This is a genomic window from Eubacterium album, from assembly GCF_025336545.1.
GTDB classification, from domain to species: Bacteria; Bacillota; Clostridia; order Lachnospirales; family Lachnospiraceae; genus Eubacterium_U; species Eubacterium_U album.
The window spans coordinates 1-16,623 of sequence record NZ_JAODBU010000016.1; the positions used below are offsets into that span (position 1 = coordinate 1).

Annotated in this window: 27 protein-coding genes and 3 pseudogenes; 24 read left to right on the forward strand and 6 right to left on the reverse strand. The window is 30.9% G+C overall.

Going from position 1 to position 16,623, the window contains the following annotated elements; all coding sequences use genetic code 11:
• The first annotated feature begins 231 nt into the window (after positions 1 to 231).
• From N5B56_RS13030 to N5B56_RS13065, 8 genes and pseudogenes are all read left to right on the forward strand, one after another.
• On the forward strand, positions 232 to 711 hold the full coding sequence (locus N5B56_RS13030; RefSeq protein ID WP_260979146.1) for an NUDIX domain-containing protein: 480 nt from the start codon (positions 232 to 234) through the stop codon (positions 709 to 711).
• Positions 712 to 808: 97 nt separating this feature from the next.
• Positions 809 to 1,195 (forward strand): VOC family protein, encoded by a 387-nt coding sequence (locus N5B56_RS13035; RefSeq protein ID WP_260979147.1) that lies wholly within the window; start codon positions 809 to 811, stop codon positions 1,193 to 1,195.
• Positions 1,196 to 1,310: 115 nt separating this feature from the next.
• Positions 1,311 to 1,424, forward strand: a pseudogene (locus N5B56_RS13040) (DUF6440 family protein); the annotation flags it as partial.
• Between the two features lie 139 nt (positions 1,425 to 1,563).
• Positions 1,564 to 1,974, forward strand: a complete 411-nt coding sequence (locus N5B56_RS13045) for a helix-turn-helix domain-containing protein (RefSeq protein WP_260979149.1) — start codon at positions 1,564 to 1,566, stop codon at positions 1,972 to 1,974.
• A 121-nt stretch (positions 1,975 to 2,095) separates the two neighbouring features.
• Positions 2,096 to 2,557 (forward strand): HIT family protein, encoded by a 462-nt coding sequence (locus N5B56_RS13050; RefSeq protein WP_260979150.1) that lies wholly within the window; start codon positions 2,096 to 2,098, stop codon positions 2,555 to 2,557.
• A 23-nt stretch (positions 2,558 to 2,580) separates the two neighbouring features.
• On the forward strand, positions 2,581 to 2,886 hold the full coding sequence (locus tag N5B56_RS13055) for a hypothetical protein (protein WP_260979151.1): 306 nt from the start codon (positions 2,581 to 2,583) through the stop codon (positions 2,884 to 2,886).
• A gap of 20 nt (positions 2,887 to 2,906) precedes the next feature.
• Complete coding sequence (locus N5B56_RS13060) at positions 2,907 to 3,254, forward strand: inorganic pyrophosphatase (RefSeq protein ID WP_118030781.1); 348 nt, start codon at positions 2,907 to 2,909, stop codon at positions 3,252 to 3,254.
• A gap of 180 nt (positions 3,255 to 3,434) precedes the next feature.
• Entirely contained in the window at positions 3,435 to 3,668 is a 234-nt protein-coding gene (locus N5B56_RS13065) for a hypothetical protein (RefSeq protein ID WP_260979152.1), read from the forward strand.
• 127 nt (positions 3,669 to 3,795) lie between these two features.
• On the opposite strand, the gene N5B56_RS13070 is transcribed toward N5B56_RS13065, so the two are convergent.
• Both N5B56_RS13070 and N5B56_RS13075 read right to left on the reverse strand, forming a co-directional pair.
• Positions 3,796 to 4,062, reverse strand: a complete 267-nt coding sequence (locus N5B56_RS13070; protein WP_260979153.1) for a hypothetical protein — start codon at positions 4,060 to 4,062, stop codon at positions 3,796 to 3,798.
• A 158-nt stretch (positions 4,063 to 4,220) separates the two neighbouring features.
• Positions 4,221 to 4,607 carry a hypothetical protein gene (locus tag N5B56_RS13075; protein WP_260979154.1) on the reverse strand — a complete coding sequence of 129 codons (387 nt, stop codon included), beginning with the start codon at positions 4,605 to 4,607 and terminating at the stop codon, positions 4,221 to 4,223.
• 485 nt (positions 4,608 to 5,092) lie between these two features.
• On the opposite strand from N5B56_RS13075, the gene N5B56_RS13080 reads away from it, so the two are divergent.
• The 8 genes from N5B56_RS13080 (at position 5,093) to N5B56_RS13115 (ending at position 9,787) form a co-directional block, all read left to right on the forward strand.
• Positions 5,093 to 5,845 (forward strand): S1 RNA-binding domain-containing protein, encoded by a 753-nt coding sequence (locus N5B56_RS13080; protein WP_260979155.1) that lies wholly within the window; start codon positions 5,093 to 5,095, stop codon positions 5,843 to 5,845.
• 75 nt (positions 5,846 to 5,920) lie between these two features.
• Complete coding sequence (locus tag N5B56_RS13085) at positions 5,921 to 6,124, forward strand: HTH domain-containing protein (RefSeq protein ID WP_260979156.1); 204 nt, start codon at positions 5,921 to 5,923, stop codon at positions 6,122 to 6,124.
• Between the two features lie 18 nt (positions 6,125 to 6,142).
• Positions 6,143 to 6,490, forward strand: coding sequence for a hypothetical protein (locus N5B56_RS13090; RefSeq protein ID WP_260979157.1), 348 nt, complete (start codon positions 6,143 to 6,145; stop codon positions 6,488 to 6,490).
• An 11-nt stretch (positions 6,491 to 6,501) separates the two neighbouring features.
• Positions 6,502 to 6,744 carry an HTH domain-containing protein gene (locus N5B56_RS13095; RefSeq protein WP_260979158.1) on the forward strand — a complete coding sequence of 81 codons (243 nt, stop codon included), beginning with the start codon at positions 6,502 to 6,504 and terminating at the stop codon, positions 6,742 to 6,744.
• A 233-nt stretch (positions 6,745 to 6,977) separates the two neighbouring features.
• Positions 6,978 to 7,709 (forward strand): Rpn family recombination-promoting nuclease/putative transposase, encoded by a 732-nt coding sequence (locus tag N5B56_RS13100; RefSeq protein ID WP_260979159.1) that lies wholly within the window; start codon positions 6,978 to 6,980, stop codon positions 7,707 to 7,709.
• A 104-nt stretch (positions 7,710 to 7,813) separates the two neighbouring features.
• Positions 7,814 to 8,437, forward strand: coding sequence for a flavin reductase (locus N5B56_RS13105; RefSeq protein ID WP_147586097.1), 624 nt, complete (start codon positions 7,814 to 7,816; stop codon positions 8,435 to 8,437).
• Positions 8,438 to 8,535: 98 nt separating this feature from the next.
• Positions 8,536 to 8,988 (forward strand): DNA cytosine methyltransferase, encoded by a 453-nt coding sequence (locus N5B56_RS13110; RefSeq protein WP_260979160.1) that lies wholly within the window; start codon positions 8,536 to 8,538, stop codon positions 8,986 to 8,988.
• 49 nt (positions 8,989 to 9,037) lie between these two features.
• Positions 9,038 to 9,787 (forward strand): C-type lectin-like domain-containing protein, encoded by a 750-nt coding sequence (locus N5B56_RS13115; RefSeq protein ID WP_260979161.1) that lies wholly within the window; start codon positions 9,038 to 9,040, stop codon positions 9,785 to 9,787.
• A gap of 106 nt (positions 9,788 to 9,893) precedes the next feature.
• Here N5B56_RS13115 and N5B56_RS13120 read toward each other — a convergent pair.
• Positions 9,894 to 10,088: pseudogene (locus N5B56_RS13120) on the reverse strand (IS110 family RNA-guided transposase); the annotation flags it as partial.
• Complete coding sequence (locus N5B56_RS13125; protein ID WP_243003069.1) at positions 10,067 to 10,192, reverse strand: IS110 family transposase; 126 nt, start codon at positions 10,190 to 10,192, stop codon at positions 10,067 to 10,069. The pseudogene N5B56_RS13120 and the gene N5B56_RS13125, both read right to left, overlap by 22 nt.
• Before the next feature lie 293 nt (positions 10,193 to 10,485).
• On the opposite strand from N5B56_RS13125, the gene N5B56_RS13130 reads away from it, so the two are divergent.
• The 5 genes from N5B56_RS13130 (at position 10,486) to N5B56_RS13150 (ending at position 13,006) form a co-directional block, all read left to right on the forward strand.
• Positions 10,486 to 10,962 (forward strand): YunG family protein, encoded by a 477-nt coding sequence (locus N5B56_RS13130; protein WP_260979162.1) that lies wholly within the window; start codon positions 10,486 to 10,488, stop codon positions 10,960 to 10,962.
• 202 nt (positions 10,963 to 11,164) lie between these two features.
• Complete coding sequence (locus N5B56_RS13135; protein WP_260979163.1) at positions 11,165 to 11,803, forward strand: GDSL-type esterase/lipase family protein; 639 nt, start codon at positions 11,165 to 11,167, stop codon at positions 11,801 to 11,803.
• Positions 11,804 to 11,843: 40 nt separating this feature from the next.
• Complete coding sequence (locus N5B56_RS13140; RefSeq protein WP_022088790.1) at positions 11,844 to 12,329, forward strand: DUF6548 family protein; 486 nt, start codon at positions 11,844 to 11,846, stop codon at positions 12,327 to 12,329.
• Positions 12,330 to 12,425: 96 nt separating this feature from the next.
• Entirely contained in the window at positions 12,426 to 12,800 is a 375-nt protein-coding gene (locus tag N5B56_RS13145) for a DUF4186 domain-containing protein (RefSeq protein WP_022088789.1), read from the forward strand.
• Positions 12,801 to 12,817: 17 nt separating this feature from the next.
• Positions 12,818 to 13,006, forward strand: coding sequence for a hypothetical protein (locus N5B56_RS13150; protein ID WP_022088788.1), 189 nt, complete (start codon positions 12,818 to 12,820; stop codon positions 13,004 to 13,006).
• Between the two features lie 146 nt (positions 13,007 to 13,152).
• On the opposite strand, the gene N5B56_RS13155 is transcribed toward N5B56_RS13150, so the two are convergent.
• A complete protein-coding gene (locus N5B56_RS13155; RefSeq protein WP_260979164.1) occupies positions 13,153 to 14,226 on the reverse strand; it encodes a DUF4179 domain-containing protein in 1,074 nt (357 codons plus the stop codon).
• Complete coding sequence (locus tag N5B56_RS13160) at positions 14,216 to 14,701, reverse strand: RNA polymerase sigma factor (protein ID WP_260979165.1); 486 nt, start codon at positions 14,699 to 14,701, stop codon at positions 14,216 to 14,218. Before N5B56_RS13160 ends, N5B56_RS13155 begins: the two co-directional genes overlap by 11 nt.
• Positions 14,702 to 15,020: 319 nt before the next feature.
• Between N5B56_RS13160 and N5B56_RS13165 the strand changes: the two are divergent.
• The 3 genes and pseudogenes from N5B56_RS13165 to N5B56_RS13175 form a co-directional block, all read left to right on the forward strand.
• Positions 15,021 to 15,329: pseudogene (locus N5B56_RS13165) on the forward strand (GNAT family N-acetyltransferase); the annotation flags it as partial.
• 68 nt (positions 15,330 to 15,397) lie between these two features.
• Positions 15,398 to 15,895, forward strand: coding sequence for an NUDIX hydrolase (locus N5B56_RS13170; protein WP_117910469.1), 498 nt, complete (start codon positions 15,398 to 15,400; stop codon positions 15,893 to 15,895).
• A gap of 57 nt (positions 15,896 to 15,952) precedes the next feature.
• Complete coding sequence (locus N5B56_RS13175; protein ID WP_022088784.1) at positions 15,953 to 16,432, forward strand: dihydrofolate reductase; 480 nt, start codon at positions 15,953 to 15,955, stop codon at positions 16,430 to 16,432.
• Positions 16,433 to 16,623: the final 191 nt, after the last annotated feature.

Genomic DNA, 16,623 nt, shown 5'->3' on the forward strand with positions numbered 1-16,623 from the left:
GGAAGAAACAAATATGCAAATGGGTAGATGAAAATGGTGTGAAAGGTTAAATTCCACTTATGTAAAAGTAAATTCCACTGTAAGGTAGGAGAGTGGAATTTAAAATTTTATTTTAGGTGGAAAAGGAGATGATTGGAGAATTGTGGTGGTTGGAAAGAAAATATGATACAATGAATTGTAATATTAGGTAAAATACAAAATCGGAATTTGAAGTTGTGAAAGGAGACATGTATGTTAGAAATAGACCAATCTGGAAATAAATTATTAGAGTTTGTAAAAATTTCAGAAGAGGATGCAGCTTTGCAGTTTTCACCTATAACGGTCTGCCTAATTGTTGTAAAGATAGGCAAAGATTATCTTATGGGATTCAATCATTGGCGAAAAGGCTGGGAAATATTTGGTGGCTGCCCAGAGAAAGGTGAAACCATGCGAGAGGCAATGATACGAGAGACTAAAGAGGAGTTGGGAATTGATTGTGTTCCTGAATGGTTAGGTCTTGCTCATTATGAAATGCAACCAGACTATTTTAGCAATGTGGTACGTGAGGAGTATGGTGCAATATTTGGGGTATCATTAGGTGAAGAATATTTGGAGCAAATTGAAAAATTGCGAATAGATAGAGAAGAAATTGAAAAAATTGCTTTGTTAGGAGAGATTTCTTCTGATGAAGAAATAAGCGAACTTGACAGAAAATTAACCGAGTTTTATTAAGCTTATCGTAGTATGCAGTTGAGTTTGAAGGTGTGTGAAGCTTTCGATTGACGGAGCGATAACTTCCAATTTATGAAACTGAAAAAGGAGATTAACTATGAAAAATTATAATCAGGTTTATGTAAAAAATAGTTTTGAAGCAGCAGAAATTTATTGTAAGGCATTTGGAGCAGAGATTACTAGAGCATTTATAAATAAGAATAACACTGCTTATGAGCATTGCGAGTTGTCTGTTAATGGAGAAGGTTTTTTGGCATTAGCCGAAGCTTCAAATCCATGTGATATTGATATAGTACATAAGAACAAGTGGGAAACTATGACTTTTAATGTGTTTGAAATGGGTACTGAGGAGGCAGTTTATAACGCATTTGAAGTTTTGAGTGATGGAGGAGTGATTATTGAACCTATTCATGAACTTCCATGGAGTAGTTGTTGTGCTACTGTTATTGATAAATTTGGAGTGTGTTGGTGGATTTCAATTTGACAAATCGGAATTTGTAAATCTGATTGATTTTATAATACAAAGTATTGGAGAGAAATAATATATGTTAGATTAAAAAATCAAATATTAAAAATTTTTCATCATGTCGAGTAATATTAAAATTCTTGTAGATAAGGAGACGGGAGTTAATTACCTTTGTTGGAAGTCTGGATATGGAGCTGGTGTCACACCTCTCCTGGACTCTGAAGGAAAAGTTATAGTTACAAAGTAAAAATCGCATTTGTTCATTTGTAAAGTAATCGTACACAATGCCTGCTACGTATTGTAGCAGGCATTGTAAATGGCGGTTTCTTGTTAAAAACTCGAAAATCGTTATAATGAGTTTACCAAATAATAAGGAGGACTAAAAAATGAATTTAGGAGAAAAAATCAAAGAACGCAGAAAGCAGGCAGGTCTTTCACAGGAGCAGCTTGCTGAAAGACTAAATGTATCAAGACAAGCAATTACAAAATGGGAAACTAATAAAGGTATTCCCGATATTGCTAATATAATAGCGATTAGCGATGAATTTGGATTGAGTTTGGACGAGCTGATTAAGGATGATGTTGCCGTAAAAAAGAAAATAATTACTGATAGTTCCGCTAAAAAGTGGCACATTTTGATGATTGTATACCTGGTGGCTATCGTAGCATATATTGTTTATTTTGTAATCTGCCATAAAATATTGATGATTGGATTTTTGGTTGCTACTCTATTTATGCTGTTCTTTGAATTGAGAATTTTTATTAGAGAGAAAATATACAGACAGCATAAGGAATAAGAACTGTTTTAGCTATAGTTGTTTCAAGCATTTGGCATGCGAATAAAGATAGCATTAAAAAAAAGTGTTTGACAATTTCCAATTTTTGAGATTGAGAAATCGGTATTTGGAGGTGAATAAAATGGATAATTGTGATTGGTGTAACTTGTCTGAAGAAGATAAACAGTTTCAGGTGTACGAAAGTAAATCATGGTCTGTTTTCCTTTCAGATGAACAGGATTATATTGGACGCTGTATATTGGTTTTGAATCGTCATTGCAATTCATTGTCAGAGCTAACAGATGATGAATGGGACGAGCTTCGCAATTTGATTTGTAAAATGGAGGCATGCTTAAAAACTGTTTTAGGAGCAACTCTATGTAATTGGAGTTGTTTGATGAACAATTTCTATAAAGAGTCAGCGCCTAATCCTCATCTTCATATTCACGTAAGGCCAAGATATGATAAGCCCATTGTGCTCAACGGGAGCACCTATACTGATAGCGAGTTTGGTCATCATTATGCGTTGAATAAGGGTGCGGTAATACCTGTTAAAGATAAGGAAGAAGTGTTTAGCCGACTAAAAGGATGGCTTAATTGTTAACTTCGGAATTATCGAGGTAAGTTATGAAGACAGTTACAATATGTGCAAGCATGAAATTTGAGAAAGAAATGCAAAGAATAGCATTTCTGTTAGAAACGAAACATGATTTAAATGTTTTACAATGCGTATATAATACGGATAATTTGGAGATTTCGGAAAAGGAGAGAAGTTTTCTCAAAAATGCGCATTTTAGGAAAATTGAACTCTCGGATGCTATTTATGTTGTTGATATTCAAGGATATATTGGCAATCAGGTTTCAAAAGAAATAGAGTTTGCTAAAAGTAAGGGAAAAGAAATTATATTTCATTCAGAGTATAGCATAGAATGATATAAATTGGTGGAGGATATATGAATACTTTTAATAATGATTTTTGGAGAGCGTTGGATTCATTAGTAGATAATTCGGAAATTGTTATAGATAGACCAAAAGGAACTGCACATCCGAAATATCCCGATTTTATATATAAGGTTGATTATGGATATTTAAAAAATACTTCATCAATGGATGGGGCAGGTATTGATGTTTGGATTGGTTCTGGAGAAAAGAAGATAGATGCTATAATGTGTATTGTTGATTTAATGAAACGAGATTCGGAAATAAAGATATTGATAGGATGCACAGAAGAAGAAAAACAGATTGTGTATCAGACACATAACGAAACAGAATATATGAAAGGCATATTGATAAGACGATAACTTCCAGTTTATCTACGCGATGCATTCGCATTTCGCTTTGCTTCATGCTCATGTCGCGCTGTCGCGCTATGCATCAACACTTGAATGTGTCTGACTGTGAGCAAGCTCCCGTCAGCCAATTCAGTGTAGCTGCGCATCGCTTGTAGAAACGTGCAAATTCTAATTTAGGAGGTAAATTTCTTGGATAGAGTAATATTGAACGACCTTAATTTTGAAAACAGAAATGAGGCTCTAAATTTTTTGAAAAGTTTATGGAAATATGAAAAGTCGGAATGCCCAATATGTGGCAGTAAACTGGAGTTACTACATAAAAAGGCTAAAAAGAATAATTGTGACTGGCAGTGTAAGAGTTGTAATAAGATATATAAAACAATTTATTTATTGGATGAAATTAATGAAAAGATGCCGGATTGATAACTTTAAATTTGAATAAATTATTATTTTATTTCAACAATTGTAGATATGTAAAAGCAAAGGAAGTTTCTTGATGAATGGATTAGTCAATATATAAATTAATAATCTATCAGGTTGGGGCCAGGGTTCAATATTCTATTGAGTGTTCACTTTGTTTCATATACTCAAATATAAATTTCAAATCAATTTCTGATTCTACAAAAACTGCCCCGATATCATAATCGTCAAATACATTGATAGTTTTACCGTGCTGTATGTAAGTTTGAATAGTTGAACCATCTACGTCTATGAGAAGGTTTTCTTTTTCAATGCCTGGAAACTCTTTTTCGATTATTTTACATACATACTTAAATTTTTTTGGACTATTTTCTGGCCAGATATTATAGTCATACATAAATATATACCTCCTAATTAAAGTATTATCCATAAAAGGTTTATTTTTAGAAGACAATTTGCATAATAGAATATTCTATTTGATGTTAAGTTAAATAATACATATTTGGAGTGTATTATTCAACTCATATCAAATTATACTAATTCATTTTTTTAGAATTACTTAACTTTAGCAAGTTTTTCTTTATAATTTTCTTCAATGGATTTTTCAATAAAATCCTTCTTTATTTTAGATATAAATCTAATATCACTAAATAAATGAATTATAGTAGAAATGTAACCACCAATATCAATTCGTTTTACAGCTTCTTCGGCTAATTTCTCATTGTAAGTTACAGCAGCAACAACCTCAATTCCACCTATAACTATTGCATTTACTGATGATGCAATATATTCAGAAATCATAATAATTTTTCTTGTTCTTACTTCGTGAAGTGATGCAGATTTTCTTAAATATTCTTTTAATTGAGTTAGTGTAATGGTATTATTCCACTGGTTAGTAGACCGGTTGAAACAGACGTACCAATAGCAATAGCAACACTTCAACCTAATATTAAAGCACCTTTAATATACTTTTGAGAAATAGATGAATCTTTATTTTGAAGGTTTTTAACTAATGATGGTAATTTTAAATCATTAAGTTCCTATGGAGTTGAAATGGATTCAATATATTTTATTAATTCAGTTACATCGGCATCTGCTTGCTTATATGCCATAATAATTGTGTCAGAATTTCTTCCCATAAATGTAATGTCCTCCTTTTTATCATAATGTATATCTTATTTCGTTCAATGTAAAATGACTAAATATCACTTATTATGTTTCATTTTATCATAATTTATGGTGAATTGGAATCTTAATGATATAGAATGGCATATTGTAACAAGTTGTTGTTATAATTAAAGTTAAAATTGAGATTGCACTTAGATTGTAAATAGTATCAGTAGCAACAAAACTCCTTTTTGCACCTTATATGAGAATATGATACAATGACTCCAGATAAATAAAAATTTGTGATAAGGAGAAGCACAATGGAAGAAAAAACAATGGACAATGTAGCAGAAAACCAAATAGAAAAAATGGAAGATTTAGGACAGGCATTAGAGGAGTCTTATGCACATATGGGAAATGGAGAGTATGATACAGATACTTTGTTGGCATGGGAAAAGATTAATGAATATAAGGAGGCAGGAACTATTCTGTCGGTTACGATTTCTGGAATCGTAAATAAAGGTGTGATTGCTTTAGTGGAAGGTGTCCGAGGATTTATCCCGGTTAGCAGATTAGATATTAATCATGTGGAAGATACAAATGATTGGTTAGGCAGAGATATTAGAGTTCGTGTTATTGAAGCGGATATGGAAAAAAACAAACTCGTTTTATCAGCCAGAGAAATTCTTCGTGAAGAAAGTGCAGCTGCCAGAAAGGCGCAGCGAGAGATGGCTGTTTCAAAGATAGAGGTTGGTTCTGTTGTTGAAGGAAAAGTAGAATCTATTCAGCCATATGGTGCTTTTGTAGACTTAGGAAACGATGTAACAGGTTTGGTGCATATTTCACAGATTTCCATGGATCATATTAAATCTCCAAAAGAAGCTCTGGAAGTAGGACAGATTGTGAAGGCAAAAGTCATTAAAAATGATGGCGGAAAGATAAGTTTAAGTATTAAAGATTTGTTGGAAGAAAAAAGAATTCAGGAAGAAGAGGAAATAAAAAACAACATGCAGGAAGTGGAAAGTATTGGAACTTCTTTAGGAAGTTTACTTAGTGGATTGAAATTAGATTAAATTTCAATTTTGAAATTGAGACGGTAATCTTAGCATGATAACTTCTAAATCAATATATGAGCGAGGTGTTTATTTATGGAATTACCTGACAAAAAATATAGAATTTTAGATATATTTTTTAGACTGCTTAGAGGAGAATTTGTGTCAGTAAAACAGTTAGCAGACGAATATTCAGTAACGGGAAAGACAGTATCAAGAGATATAAATGAAATTAAGTCATATTTGTCTGAAAATGGATTTAGAAACAAAAACGCACAAATTATTTATTCTCACAAATAAAGAGCTTATTATTTATCGATGGATGATTTCTTGTCCAGCAAGGAATTGCTGGCAAATGTTGGAGAGTTCTCAAGTTCAGCCGGCACTAATTATATGGGAAGTCATGGACTAATTTCAATTATTTTTATTGTAGCGGTTTGTGTACTAACAGTTATAGGAAAAAAAATATTTACATTGGCACCTGCAGCAGTTAATTTCTTAATGGTTATTTATGATAGCTTTTTTAGTACATCATTACATGGCGAATCAGATTTCGCAAGTGTAGATGTATCATTGAAAATTGGTGGATATTTAATAATTATTGCAGGTATTATAATTTTGGCTATATCAATATTCCAGTTTTTAAAAGAAAAAAATAATCAGTAAGCATAATTGCTATGAGTAGATATAACAAAATACATCGTATTTTAGATATATTTTATATGGGGATTAATGACAAATATTTTTCAACTCAGGAGTTATCCTACAAATATGATGTATCTAAAAAAACAGTATCAAGAGACATAAACGAGATTAGAAGCTTTCTTTCTGAATACAGAGACATAATCGGAAATGTAGATATTGTTTATGATAGAAAAAGAAAAAAATATCATATGAATATTATGATTAACCAATTATAGGGATATAGGTAATAATGTTAATTGATATATATATTAGACGATTAAAAAGTTAATAAAAGGCGTTCTATGGTGTAATAGCTTCATAGAACGCCTTTTATTATGATGTGGAGAAAAAAATGTAGGATTAAAGAAATAACCATATTGAGATGTAGCACAAACAAAAAGTTGACAATTTGCGTAACGTCGTTTATTGTATGTGTAAATATAATGAGCTAATGGAGGGTCATTAATTGATGAAAAAGTATGAGGAATTGGATATTACGGATTCATTTATGTTTGCAAAAGTAATGTCTAATAAAGATTTATGTAAGACAATGTTGGAACAGATATTAAATATTAAAATTCGAGAGATAAAATATTTGGATTATGAGGATACAATTCAAATTTCATTGGGGTCAAAGGGAGTAAGACTGGACATATATGTTGAAGATGATGAAAATACGGTTTTTAACTTAGAAATGCAAACGACAAAATATGAAGAACTACCTAAAAGATCACGATATTATCAGGATATTATTGATTTAAACCTGATTGAAAAAGGTGAAGCATATGATATACTTAATACAAGTTATGTAATTTTTATTTGCACTTTTGATTTTTTTAAAAGCAATAAAAGTATGTATGAATTTGAAAATATATGTATTAATAAGCCGGAATTAAAATTAAATGACGGAACGCATAAAATTTTCTTAAATACCAAGGAAGATAGAAGCGGCATAAGCAAAGAGTTGAAATTATTATTAGATTATTTCGATGGCAAAGAACCGGAAAGCAAACTTGCTAAGAAAATTGATCAGAAAGTGTTTGAAGCCAAAAGAAATGACCAATGGAGGCGAGAGTATATGTCATATCAGATGGAATTAAATCAGCAGTATAGGAATGGAAAGGAAGAAGGAAGAAAAGAAGGAATAGACGATATGAGTAAGCTGATAAAAATGCTAATATCAGAAAATAAATATGAATAACTAGAAAAAGCAGTAAATGATGAGGAATACCAGAAGGCACTAATGAGAAAATACAGAATAACTAAATAGAACAGTGAACATAAATAAAATTTGGAGGAATTAATATGGATAAGAAGGCAATTTATAACTTGACTTATGGGGTATTTATGGTATCCACTAAGGCAGGGGATGTGATTAATGGATGTATTACAAATACATGTATTCAGGTGGCTAATAATCCGGTTAGAATAGCCGTGTCGGTGCTTAACAGTAATTATACATGTGAATTAATTAAAAAGAGCGGAATTTTAGCAGTTAGCATTTTAGATAGTGATTGTACGTTTGAGTCTATAAAGCATTTTGGTTTCCAATCAGGAAGAGATGTGAACAAGTTCTCAAATATTACACCACCAACTGATAATGAAGGAATTCCTTATCTTGGATGGCAGTCATGTGCAGTTATAAGTGGTAAGGTTGTTGAAAAGCATGACCTTGGAACACACACTTTGTTTATTGCAGAAGTTACAGATGCAAAAGTTTTAAGTGAAAAAGAACCATTGACTTATGCACAATATCAAAATGAAATAAAACCAAAGCCTAAAAAGGATGATGAAAGTAACGGAAGAAAAATAGTAGGCTGGAGATGTAAAATCTGCAATTATGTATATGAAGGAAGTGAGTTGCCTAAAGATTATGTATGCCCAGTTTGTGGACATGGCGCAGATGATTTTGAACCAATTTACGCTTGATAGAAAGATGTTGATTTTGTGGTAGCATAATATAAAATTGCGAGAAGAATAAAAAGAAGCATATTCTAGCTGAAATTACGTTAGAATATGCTTCTTTTATGGCTGGCTTTACACCTGTGGCATCTGTGGAAATAATGGATGCGGCAGTGGAAACATATAAATACAACTTCATTGAACAAAAAGGATTCAATGAAACCGTAGAAACTAGAGACATAAGGGAAGAGGAAGTTAAGCAAAAGCTTTATGATGAAATAGGAGAAAGACATGTAAACTTGGTGGTTGGAGGATTCCCATGCCAAGGATTTTCAATGTCGGGAAACAGGGTAATAACTGATGAAAGAAATAGCTTGTATTTGGAAATGAAGAAGATTGTTGAACGCCTTAAGCCGGAATATGTGGTAATGGAAAATGTTGAAGGATTGCGTTCAATGATGAATGGAGCAATAGAAAAGAAAATCATAGAAGATTACAAGAAAATTGGATATGACATTAATGTAACCATTTTAAATTGGAAAAAATGGGCATTTATGTTCAATTACATCGGCAGGTGAACAAGAAAAAATAGAAGAGGAAATTAAAAAAATAGATTCTGCAAATTTAATGAATAATTATTGGATTGGAACATATGAAAACTTTCAGTATGAGGAATGGACATGGATTATTGATGAAGAATTTTTATTTAATAATTGGGCGTATGATGAACCTAATAATTATCATAACATAATAGAAGGATATGGTCATATCATTACAGGAGATTATACTTCTGTAAACAAGTATAAAACATTGGGTACTTGGAATGATTCATCACAAGATGGAGCTGGTTACGCAAATACATTTTTTGATTTAAAAAACTACGGATTCATATGCAAAATAGACAACGTAAATGTAAATATTTCAGATCATGATTATTCGGATAAAAAAGTTACAGTTAATGGTAAATTTCCTTTTGAAATGGGAACTGGTGGAAATAGTACAACAACTGATTTCTACTATAGAGACAGTTATTTTAGTGAAGATTCATCATCATATAATGCAAGTTTAGCATCAATGTCTATTAGTATGGCTCTTGCTGGTTTTGGGACACCTAATAGTAAGGATGAACCCAAAAATTTTAATAAAAATATCGTAGAAGTGTATAATCAAATAGGATTTAAAGATGAATACAGTTGTATATATGATTTTGATAAAGAAGAAAAATTGTATAACTCGCATGCAAACTTATTATTTTATGACACATCTTTAAGTGGACCAAATTCTACAGATAACTCAATAGGTGTTCATATTGCAAAAAAAAGAATAAAAATAAATGATAAAATAAAAACTCTTTTGTCTGTAGTAGCCTGCAAATAAAAAGTCAAGGCTAATCTAAAGAACATTGAAAATTTTATACAGGTTGAAAATTAGGTATCAAAATAAAACCACCACACTAGTGCTGGTCTGAAAATCGTAGTTATAATTAGGATTCTGGAAGAGATGAAAGATATTCTTTCACTCGTCCATAGTAGATTCTTAGAAACTTGTTGGCACCAGCCGTTATATAGACATAATAGGGTTTACCTTGAGCACGTTTCTTGTCTAAGAACTGATACACAGGATCATCCTATGGTTTGGTCTTGATTAAAGCGTCCATTACCTGAAATAAGGTTTTTCGTGGGTCAGTTTGATTTCAAAAGGTGTGGAAACAATTTCACCAAAAGGTCGCATAATAGCAACCATACTTTTACCTTTTGAAACATCAATACCTACTGCGTTCATAAATTTGTCACTCCTTAAGATTATTGCAATGGATAAATATCAGTTTTACTCATTGCCTATTCGATCTACTGTGGTGTGACACGAATGCACCTATGGCGATTCAACCTGCATAAAACGAACGCTGCGAATGAGGAGCTGGTTATCAGTCTTTTTTACGGACGCGAAGTCCAAGAAAGGAGAAGATATCCAATTGCTACCTACATTCTAACAGCTTAAGCAACAAGATGGATAATTCCTTACTGGCTGTAAGGGTTATTAACCATAAATATATTGTAGTAGAAAGGAAATAGAAAATGTTTAAAACAAAATCGGGACGAAATATTTCATATTTCGGAAATGAATACACAAAAGAAATACATAGAAAAAATGGAAATAATTGCAAGATAAAAACTATTGATGAATTGTTCGAAATTTTACTTGATGTTTGGTGTAGAGAAACAGCCTATCCTAGCTGTCAAAAAGAGTATGATGAGGAAAATGATCCTACATATGGACAGTGTGCAATAACAGCAACGCTGGTTTATGATATGTTTGGAGGCACAATTCATAAAATAAGAGTTTCAGGCGGTGGTACTCATTATTTCAATAAAATTAACGAACATTATATTGATTTAACAAGTGATCAATTTAATTTGTATGATATTTATGTAGATTATAGCAATAATGAACTTGTAAAACGAGAGTACTGTGGAAAGAATGCCGATACATTGAAAAGATATAAATTATTGGTGCAGGCTATTGATAACAAAGTGAATAAAGAAAAAATTTAAAGTAAATTTCAGATATTTATAGTTGAAAATGGAAAAAGAGTTGTTGTGAAATAGACTATCGTAAGAAGCATCAATTGAACAAGAACCATATACTGAGGCAGAATTGAAAATAAATCTAAATTCATACAGACAAATATAACGATATAATTTGCCGGCTTAGTTGATAAAGGAAAAATCAATTATAAAAAGAAAGGGTATTACAATGAATAATGAGCAGATGATAAAAATTAAAAATTTTGATTATTTAAATCAGAACATATTAAAGGGGAAAATTCTTTTTACAGGTTCATCACTGATGGAACAGTTTCCTATTTGTGAAATTGCAAGAAGCAAAGGATTTGATGAGGTAATTTATAATCGAGGCGTTGGTGGATTGAATACAGATGAGTTTTTGGAGAACATTAATACATTGCTTTTAGACCTTGAACCATCAAAGATATTTATCAATATAGGAACAAATGATATTACGGAATCTCGATATGGAGATAAGTGGATGTCACATCTGATGGACAATTTTTGCAAAATTATTGAAACTACAAAAGATAGTATTCCTAATGCAGAAATTTATATAATGGCATTTTATCCTGCAAATTTACATTTGCCTTGGCATACAGAAGAGGCAATTCAATGGATGAAGCTTAGAACTCCTGAAAACATTCAAATGTGCAATGAGCATTTGAAAGAAATCGCAAATAAATATGAATGCTATTATATTGACTGCAATGCAGGTCTCGTTAATGAAAATGGAGAACAAAAAACAGAGTATGCAATTGACGGTGTGCATATGTATGCAAATGGATATTTGAATGTTTTTGAGGTAGTAAAATCCTATTTGAATTAATCGTTTATTTTATATTAAACAAATATAGGAGCATAAAAATATGAATAATATTGAAATTATATTTTTTGAAGAATACAAAAAATTAGATAATTTATGTAAAGATTTACTGGGAAGCAATCAAGGAATTACGCAGTATGTAAATGAAATGGAACAAATACCATTTGAGAAAAGCAAACTTGTTGAGTCATGGCAATACGATTATAAAATGCTTAAGCATATAAGATGGATACGTAATAATATAGCTCATAATAATGGAGATTCAGAATGTAGCGAAAGTGATGTACAATATGTAAAAAATTTTTATCAAAGAATAATTAATAGAACAGATTCATTTTCATTAATAAATGTTGAAATTAGAAAAGCAGAAGACAATCAAGCTAGTAAAAATATTACAAATGAAAATGTGGATAATGTTGTAAGTAGAGATAATAGTAATAATGTATTTATAGGAATAACAATGATTGCATTAATAATTATTTTGGTAATATTTGTTTTGATGATACATTATTTTATGATAAATGATTAAAACTAAAAACTGCATATATAATTTTCACGTGTTAAAAAAGATAAATGAATATATGCAGTTAATAATTAGAAGAATTTGTATAAATGGAGTTCGAAAATGACAAAGGAAGAATGGTACAAACAACTATTTAGCAGACTTAATAATTCAAAATTTCGCAGTAGTTTTCATTTAAAACAAAAGGATATTGATTACATAAATGAAAAGGGAATGGAAACTATAAGGGAACATGCAAGAGAATTTATTTTTAAAAGAGAAGCTCCTGCATTTATTCCAAATGACGGAAAGCAAACTCCAACAAAAGGACATCCGGTGTTTGTTGCTCAGCATGCAACAGCTACATGTTGCAGAGAGTGTATCAGAAAGTGGCATAAAATTCAGCCGGGAAAAGAATTAAGCAGAATTCAGCAGGATTATTTGGTAGATGTAATTATGACATGGATTCAGAGTGAAGTGGACAGGTACAATAATTGAAGGAACGGAGTAATAAAATGTGGAAAATTAAGCATATATTTGATGGCGATTATGGATGTGAAGAACGTTCTGAAAGTGAAAAGCCAAAGGTGACAGTTACACTTGTAAATGAAAATAATGAGAAAAAAATCATATCAGTAGAAGACAAGTGGCTTATGGATAATAACTTAGATGAAGGCGACGAATGGCCTGAAAATTTGTTGTAATAAATTGTTTGAAATTTGAGAATATTAAAAAGAAAGTCACCGGTCAATTGAATATGCATCCAATCAAGTAAGTAGGGTGCGTATCACAATTACCGGTGCTGTTAATTATATTTAAATATTTGATTTACAGAAAAACTTTCACGCTTTTAGTTTGTCATATCAAATGTGTTATTTCCCGGAAGAGTTATTGACTTAATATCATCAAGATTTCCAATAACTCCGGTGAATACAGTATATTTAGAACGTTTGCTGCCATTTTCTACAGAATCAATCTGAGAAATAACTTTAGGCGAGGTTTCTTTACCTTTAATATTTAATGTTGCAATACCGGTATTAAGTTCATCTATTACATCTATTAATGGTAAAGTGTTTTTTTCACCCTTATGGTATGAATAGTAGATTGTGTATTCAATAGGTGTGATAATTATTTCATTAATATAAACCTTTTTGTTGTTATATTTTTCGCCTAAATCAATTTCCCTATTAAATGTTTTTCTAAGTTCTTCAGTACCATGTTTTAAATCCCAGGATATTTTCCAATTGCCATTTACAAAAGTTTCATCTTCAGAATAAACTGTATGACCTGTAGCATAAAAAGATTTTATTTCCATAGTAATATTTTCAAAATCTAAATCACGTTCATTATCAACATCAAAACCGTAAGTGTAACTTGTATCATCTGATTTATAATGATTAGCATATCCTGTTGCCCATGACAGACCAACTTGTTTACCATTAGATTTTGTACAATAAAAATCAACGTCCATAAAGACATCAACCAAATCATAGCCCATATCTTCTACAGTTTTTTCCCATTTTCCATAATCAACCTTAAAATAAACGTATGCAATATTATTGTCAGCTACAGTTTCCACAAGTTCGACGGAAATACCTTTATCTTCACACTTAATGTTTTTTAAATTTGAATCAGTATAAATAGTGTCATATCCGTTTTTAATAAGATATTGTTCATGTGTTTCTTTCTCTGTAGTTTTAATAACCTTATTTTTAACGTGTGAATCCATATGTAAAATATAGTTAATTGCATAAACACTGCCATTTGATAATAAAATACAGGCTAGTGCAATAGAAGCAACTTTAAGTAATCGCGGATAAGAATGTTTCTTTTTTGTATCCTTAACAGAATTTAATATTTTGTTGTCGATTTTTTCAGATGTTTTAATTTCATCATATACTTTTTTATATTCATTAACATCCATACTGTTTATCCTCCTCTAAATTCATTTTTAAGAGCTCACGTCCTCTTTTTAATCTCATTTTAATTGCTGATTCTTTACAGCCAAGTATTTCACCAATTTGCTTACAGGAATATCCTTCGTAATAATGCAGATACATTGGAGCTTTACATTTGTCAGGGAGGTTTAGAACCATTTGCAGTAAATCATTATATTCTGAAGAAAATGATTCTCCCAGTAAGTCTTCATGATTAAAAATATCTCTTTTCTTATTCCAAAATAATTTCAGGTGATTTTTGGAGAGATTAATTGAAATTCTAATGAGCCATCTTTTTTCATGTTCATCTGTTTCAAAAGCTTTGTTACTACAATAAAGTTTTGTAAAAACTTCCTGCAAAATATCTTCAGCGTCATTTGGATTTTTTACATATGTGAAGATTATTCTGAAAAGAAGATCCTTGTACTTGTAGTATTTCTCTTCGAATTGCTGAGTACTCATAATTTGAATTGTTTCTCCTTTCACCTTATATACAGTCGGGAAGCGGTAATGGTCAATTTTTAAATAATAGAAAATTTAAATAATAGTTAAATAATAAAACTTAAGCTTAAATAATATAACACATATATTTTACGCGAAAAAGAAGATTACTAGGGAAATAAATTGCTATTGAAAGTGAGCGATGGTAATATATTATGTAAAATAAAAATCATACTTATATAAACATGATGGCTTTATACGATTAGAAAATTAAAAGAAAATCTTATGATTTGGAATAAATAGTAGAATGTCGGTTTGTAAAGGATAATTTTGGGTTGCTTTATCCGATGACAGAGTAATTGGTACAATCGGACTCATGTTGAAGGAGAAAAATTGTACTGTTTTGAAAAAATTTTTTGTAGAGAAGGCGTTTCGTTCACAGAAAGTAGGACTTTCATTATACAATGAACTTTTGAAGTATGCTAACAGCAAAGGTATTGAGCATATAATTTTGGATACACCTGCGGTTGCTCATATCTCACATAGGTTTTATGAAAAAGCTGGTTTTAAAAGAATTAATTCAGAAGAACTACCAGTACCATATTCCTATCCGGACAGGGATAGCATACTATATCTGTTGAATCTATAAAGTTATGTTTATAAGTATTTTGTCAAATCAAAAACTATACACAATTATAAGATTAGAGGAGAAAGAATATGCAGGATTGTGGATTTACAAGAGAAAATAAATGGTTTAGATATCGTGCAGCAACAATAATAATTGAAGAAGGTTGTGTGCTATTTGCAGGAAATGAAATAGACGATTATTATTACTCAATCGGTGGTGGAGTTCATGTTGGAGAAACATCTGAACACGCAGTAAAAAGAGAAGTGCTTGAGGAAACAGGTGTAGAATATGAAATCGACCGTCTTGCAGTTATTCACGAAAATTTCTTCAATGAAAATCAGGGAAGTTTAAAAGGAATGGATTGCCATGAAATGTCAATGTACTATTTGATGAAGCCTAGAGGAACAAAACAGCTTAATAGTGATAGTTATAGCCAGGGAGTAAGAGAAACAATGCATTGGATACCAATAAAAGATTTGGATAAATACAAAGCATTTCCAACTTTTTTGAAGGAATATCTTAGTAAGGAACATGCTGGAATTGAGCATATAATTACGGATGAAAGAAAAACTGGATTATTATATTGAAAAGGTAAACCAGGGAAATTAGTCTCGTAAAAACTTTTATATAAGGAGAAAATTTATATGATAGGTTTAATAGTAGCCCGTTCAAAAAATAATGTTATTGGAAAAAATGGAAAAATTCCGTGGAAAATAAAGGGAGAACAAAAACAATTCAAGGAACTTACAACAGGAAATGTTGTAATAATGGGACGAAATTCATACGATGAAATTGGTCGCCCGCTTCCAAATAGAGAAACGATAGTTATTTCGAATACTAAAAAATATATAGGTGAAAATCTTCATACAGCATCTAGTGTAAAAGAGGCTATAGAATTTGCAAAAGGAAAAGATGTATATATAGCCGGTGGCTATGGAGTATACAAAGAAGCCATACCACTAGTGGACGTAATGTACATTACTGAGATTAATATAAATGTAGAGCAAGGGGATGTCTTTTTCCCAGAATTTGATGACAATAATTTTAATATATCTATTGTAGAAACATCTGAAAATAATGAACTGTTTATAAGAAAAATTTATAGAAGAAAGAATAAGCAATAGTAATTTCCAGTTTTATTAACGATAATAAGGAATTAGACGGGTAAATTTTAAAATGTTAGAAGAGATGGAAAATATTAAATATGGAAATTTAGAAACTGCAATGTATTATTGTGAGAGAAATAAAATAGGGAAATGGATAAATCGAAGTTTGTAAGGAACAGAAACTTTGAATTTTATGGAGGTAAGTCGTA

Excerpts from the sequence above, each read along its gene's own strand:
- N5B56_RS13030 (WP_260979146.1), top strand. The coding sequence starts at position 232 with ATGTTAGAAATAGACCAATCTGGAAATAAATTATTAGAGTTTGTAAAA.
- N5B56_RS13035 (WP_260979147.1), top strand. The coding sequence starts at position 809 with ATGAAAAATTATAATCAGGTTTATGTAAAAAATAGTTTTGAAGCAGCA.
- N5B56_RS13045 (WP_260979149.1), top strand. The coding sequence starts at position 1,564 with ATGAATTTAGGAGAAAAAATCAAAGAACGCAGAAAGCAGGCAGGTCTT.
- N5B56_RS13050 (WP_260979150.1), top strand. The coding sequence starts at position 2,096 with ATGGATAATTGTGATTGGTGTAACTTGTCTGAAGAAGATAAACAGTTT.
- N5B56_RS13055 (WP_260979151.1), top strand. The coding sequence starts at position 2,581 with ATGAAGACAGTTACAATATGTGCAAGCATGAAATTTGAGAAAGAAATG.
- N5B56_RS13060 (WP_118030781.1), top strand. The coding sequence starts at position 2,907 with ATGAATACTTTTAATAATGATTTTTGGAGAGCGTTGGATTCATTAGTA.
- N5B56_RS13070 (WP_260979153.1), bottom strand. The coding sequence starts at position 4,062 with ATGTATGACTATAATATCTGGCCAGAAAATAGTCCAAAAAAATTTAAG.
- N5B56_RS13080 (WP_260979155.1), top strand. The coding sequence starts at position 5,093 with ATGGAAGAAAAAACAATGGACAATGTAGCAGAAAACCAAATAGAAAAA.
- N5B56_RS13085 (WP_260979156.1), top strand. The coding sequence starts at position 5,921 with ATGGAATTACCTGACAAAAAATATAGAATTTTAGATATATTTTTTAGA.
- N5B56_RS13090 (WP_260979157.1), top strand. The coding sequence starts at position 6,143 with ATGGATGATTTCTTGTCCAGCAAGGAATTGCTGGCAAATGTTGGAGAG.
- N5B56_RS13095 (WP_260979158.1), top strand. The coding sequence starts at position 6,502 with ATGAGTAGATATAACAAAATACATCGTATTTTAGATATATTTTATATG.
- N5B56_RS13100 (WP_260979159.1), top strand. The coding sequence starts at position 6,978 with ATGAAAAAGTATGAGGAATTGGATATTACGGATTCATTTATGTTTGCA.
- N5B56_RS13105 (WP_147586097.1), top strand. The coding sequence starts at position 7,814 with ATGGATAAGAAGGCAATTTATAACTTGACTTATGGGGTATTTATGGTA.
- N5B56_RS13110 (WP_260979160.1), top strand. The coding sequence starts at position 8,536 with ATGGCTGGCTTTACACCTGTGGCATCTGTGGAAATAATGGATGCGGCA.
- N5B56_RS13115 (WP_260979161.1), top strand. The coding sequence starts at position 9,038 with ATGAATAATTATTGGATTGGAACATATGAAAACTTTCAGTATGAGGAA.
- N5B56_RS13125 (WP_243003069.1), bottom strand. The coding sequence starts at position 10,192 with ATGAACGCAGTAGGTATTGATGTTTCAAAAGGTAAAAGTATGGTTGCT.
- N5B56_RS13130 (WP_260979162.1), top strand. The coding sequence starts at position 10,486 with ATGTTTAAAACAAAATCGGGACGAAATATTTCATATTTCGGAAATGAA.
- N5B56_RS13135 (WP_260979163.1), top strand. The coding sequence starts at position 11,165 with ATGAATAATGAGCAGATGATAAAAATTAAAAATTTTGATTATTTAAAT.
- N5B56_RS13140 (WP_022088790.1), top strand. The coding sequence starts at position 11,844 with ATGAATAATATTGAAATTATATTTTTTGAAGAATACAAAAAATTAGAT.
- N5B56_RS13145 (WP_022088789.1), top strand. The coding sequence starts at position 12,426 with ATGACAAAGGAAGAATGGTACAAACAACTATTTAGCAGACTTAATAAT.
- N5B56_RS13150 (WP_022088788.1), top strand. The coding sequence starts at position 12,818 with ATGTGGAAAATTAAGCATATATTTGATGGCGATTATGGATGTGAAGAA.
- N5B56_RS13155 (WP_260979164.1), bottom strand. The coding sequence starts at position 14,226 with ATGGATGTTAATGAATATAAAAAAGTATATGATGAAATTAAAACATCT.
- N5B56_RS13160 (WP_260979165.1), bottom strand. The coding sequence starts at position 14,701 with ATGAGTACTCAGCAATTCGAAGAGAAATACTACAAGTACAAGGATCTT.
- N5B56_RS13170 (WP_117910469.1), top strand. The coding sequence starts at position 15,398 with ATGCAGGATTGTGGATTTACAAGAGAAAATAAATGGTTTAGATATCGT.
- N5B56_RS13175 (WP_022088784.1), top strand. The coding sequence starts at position 15,953 with ATGATAGGTTTAATAGTAGCCCGTTCAAAAAATAATGTTATTGGAAAA.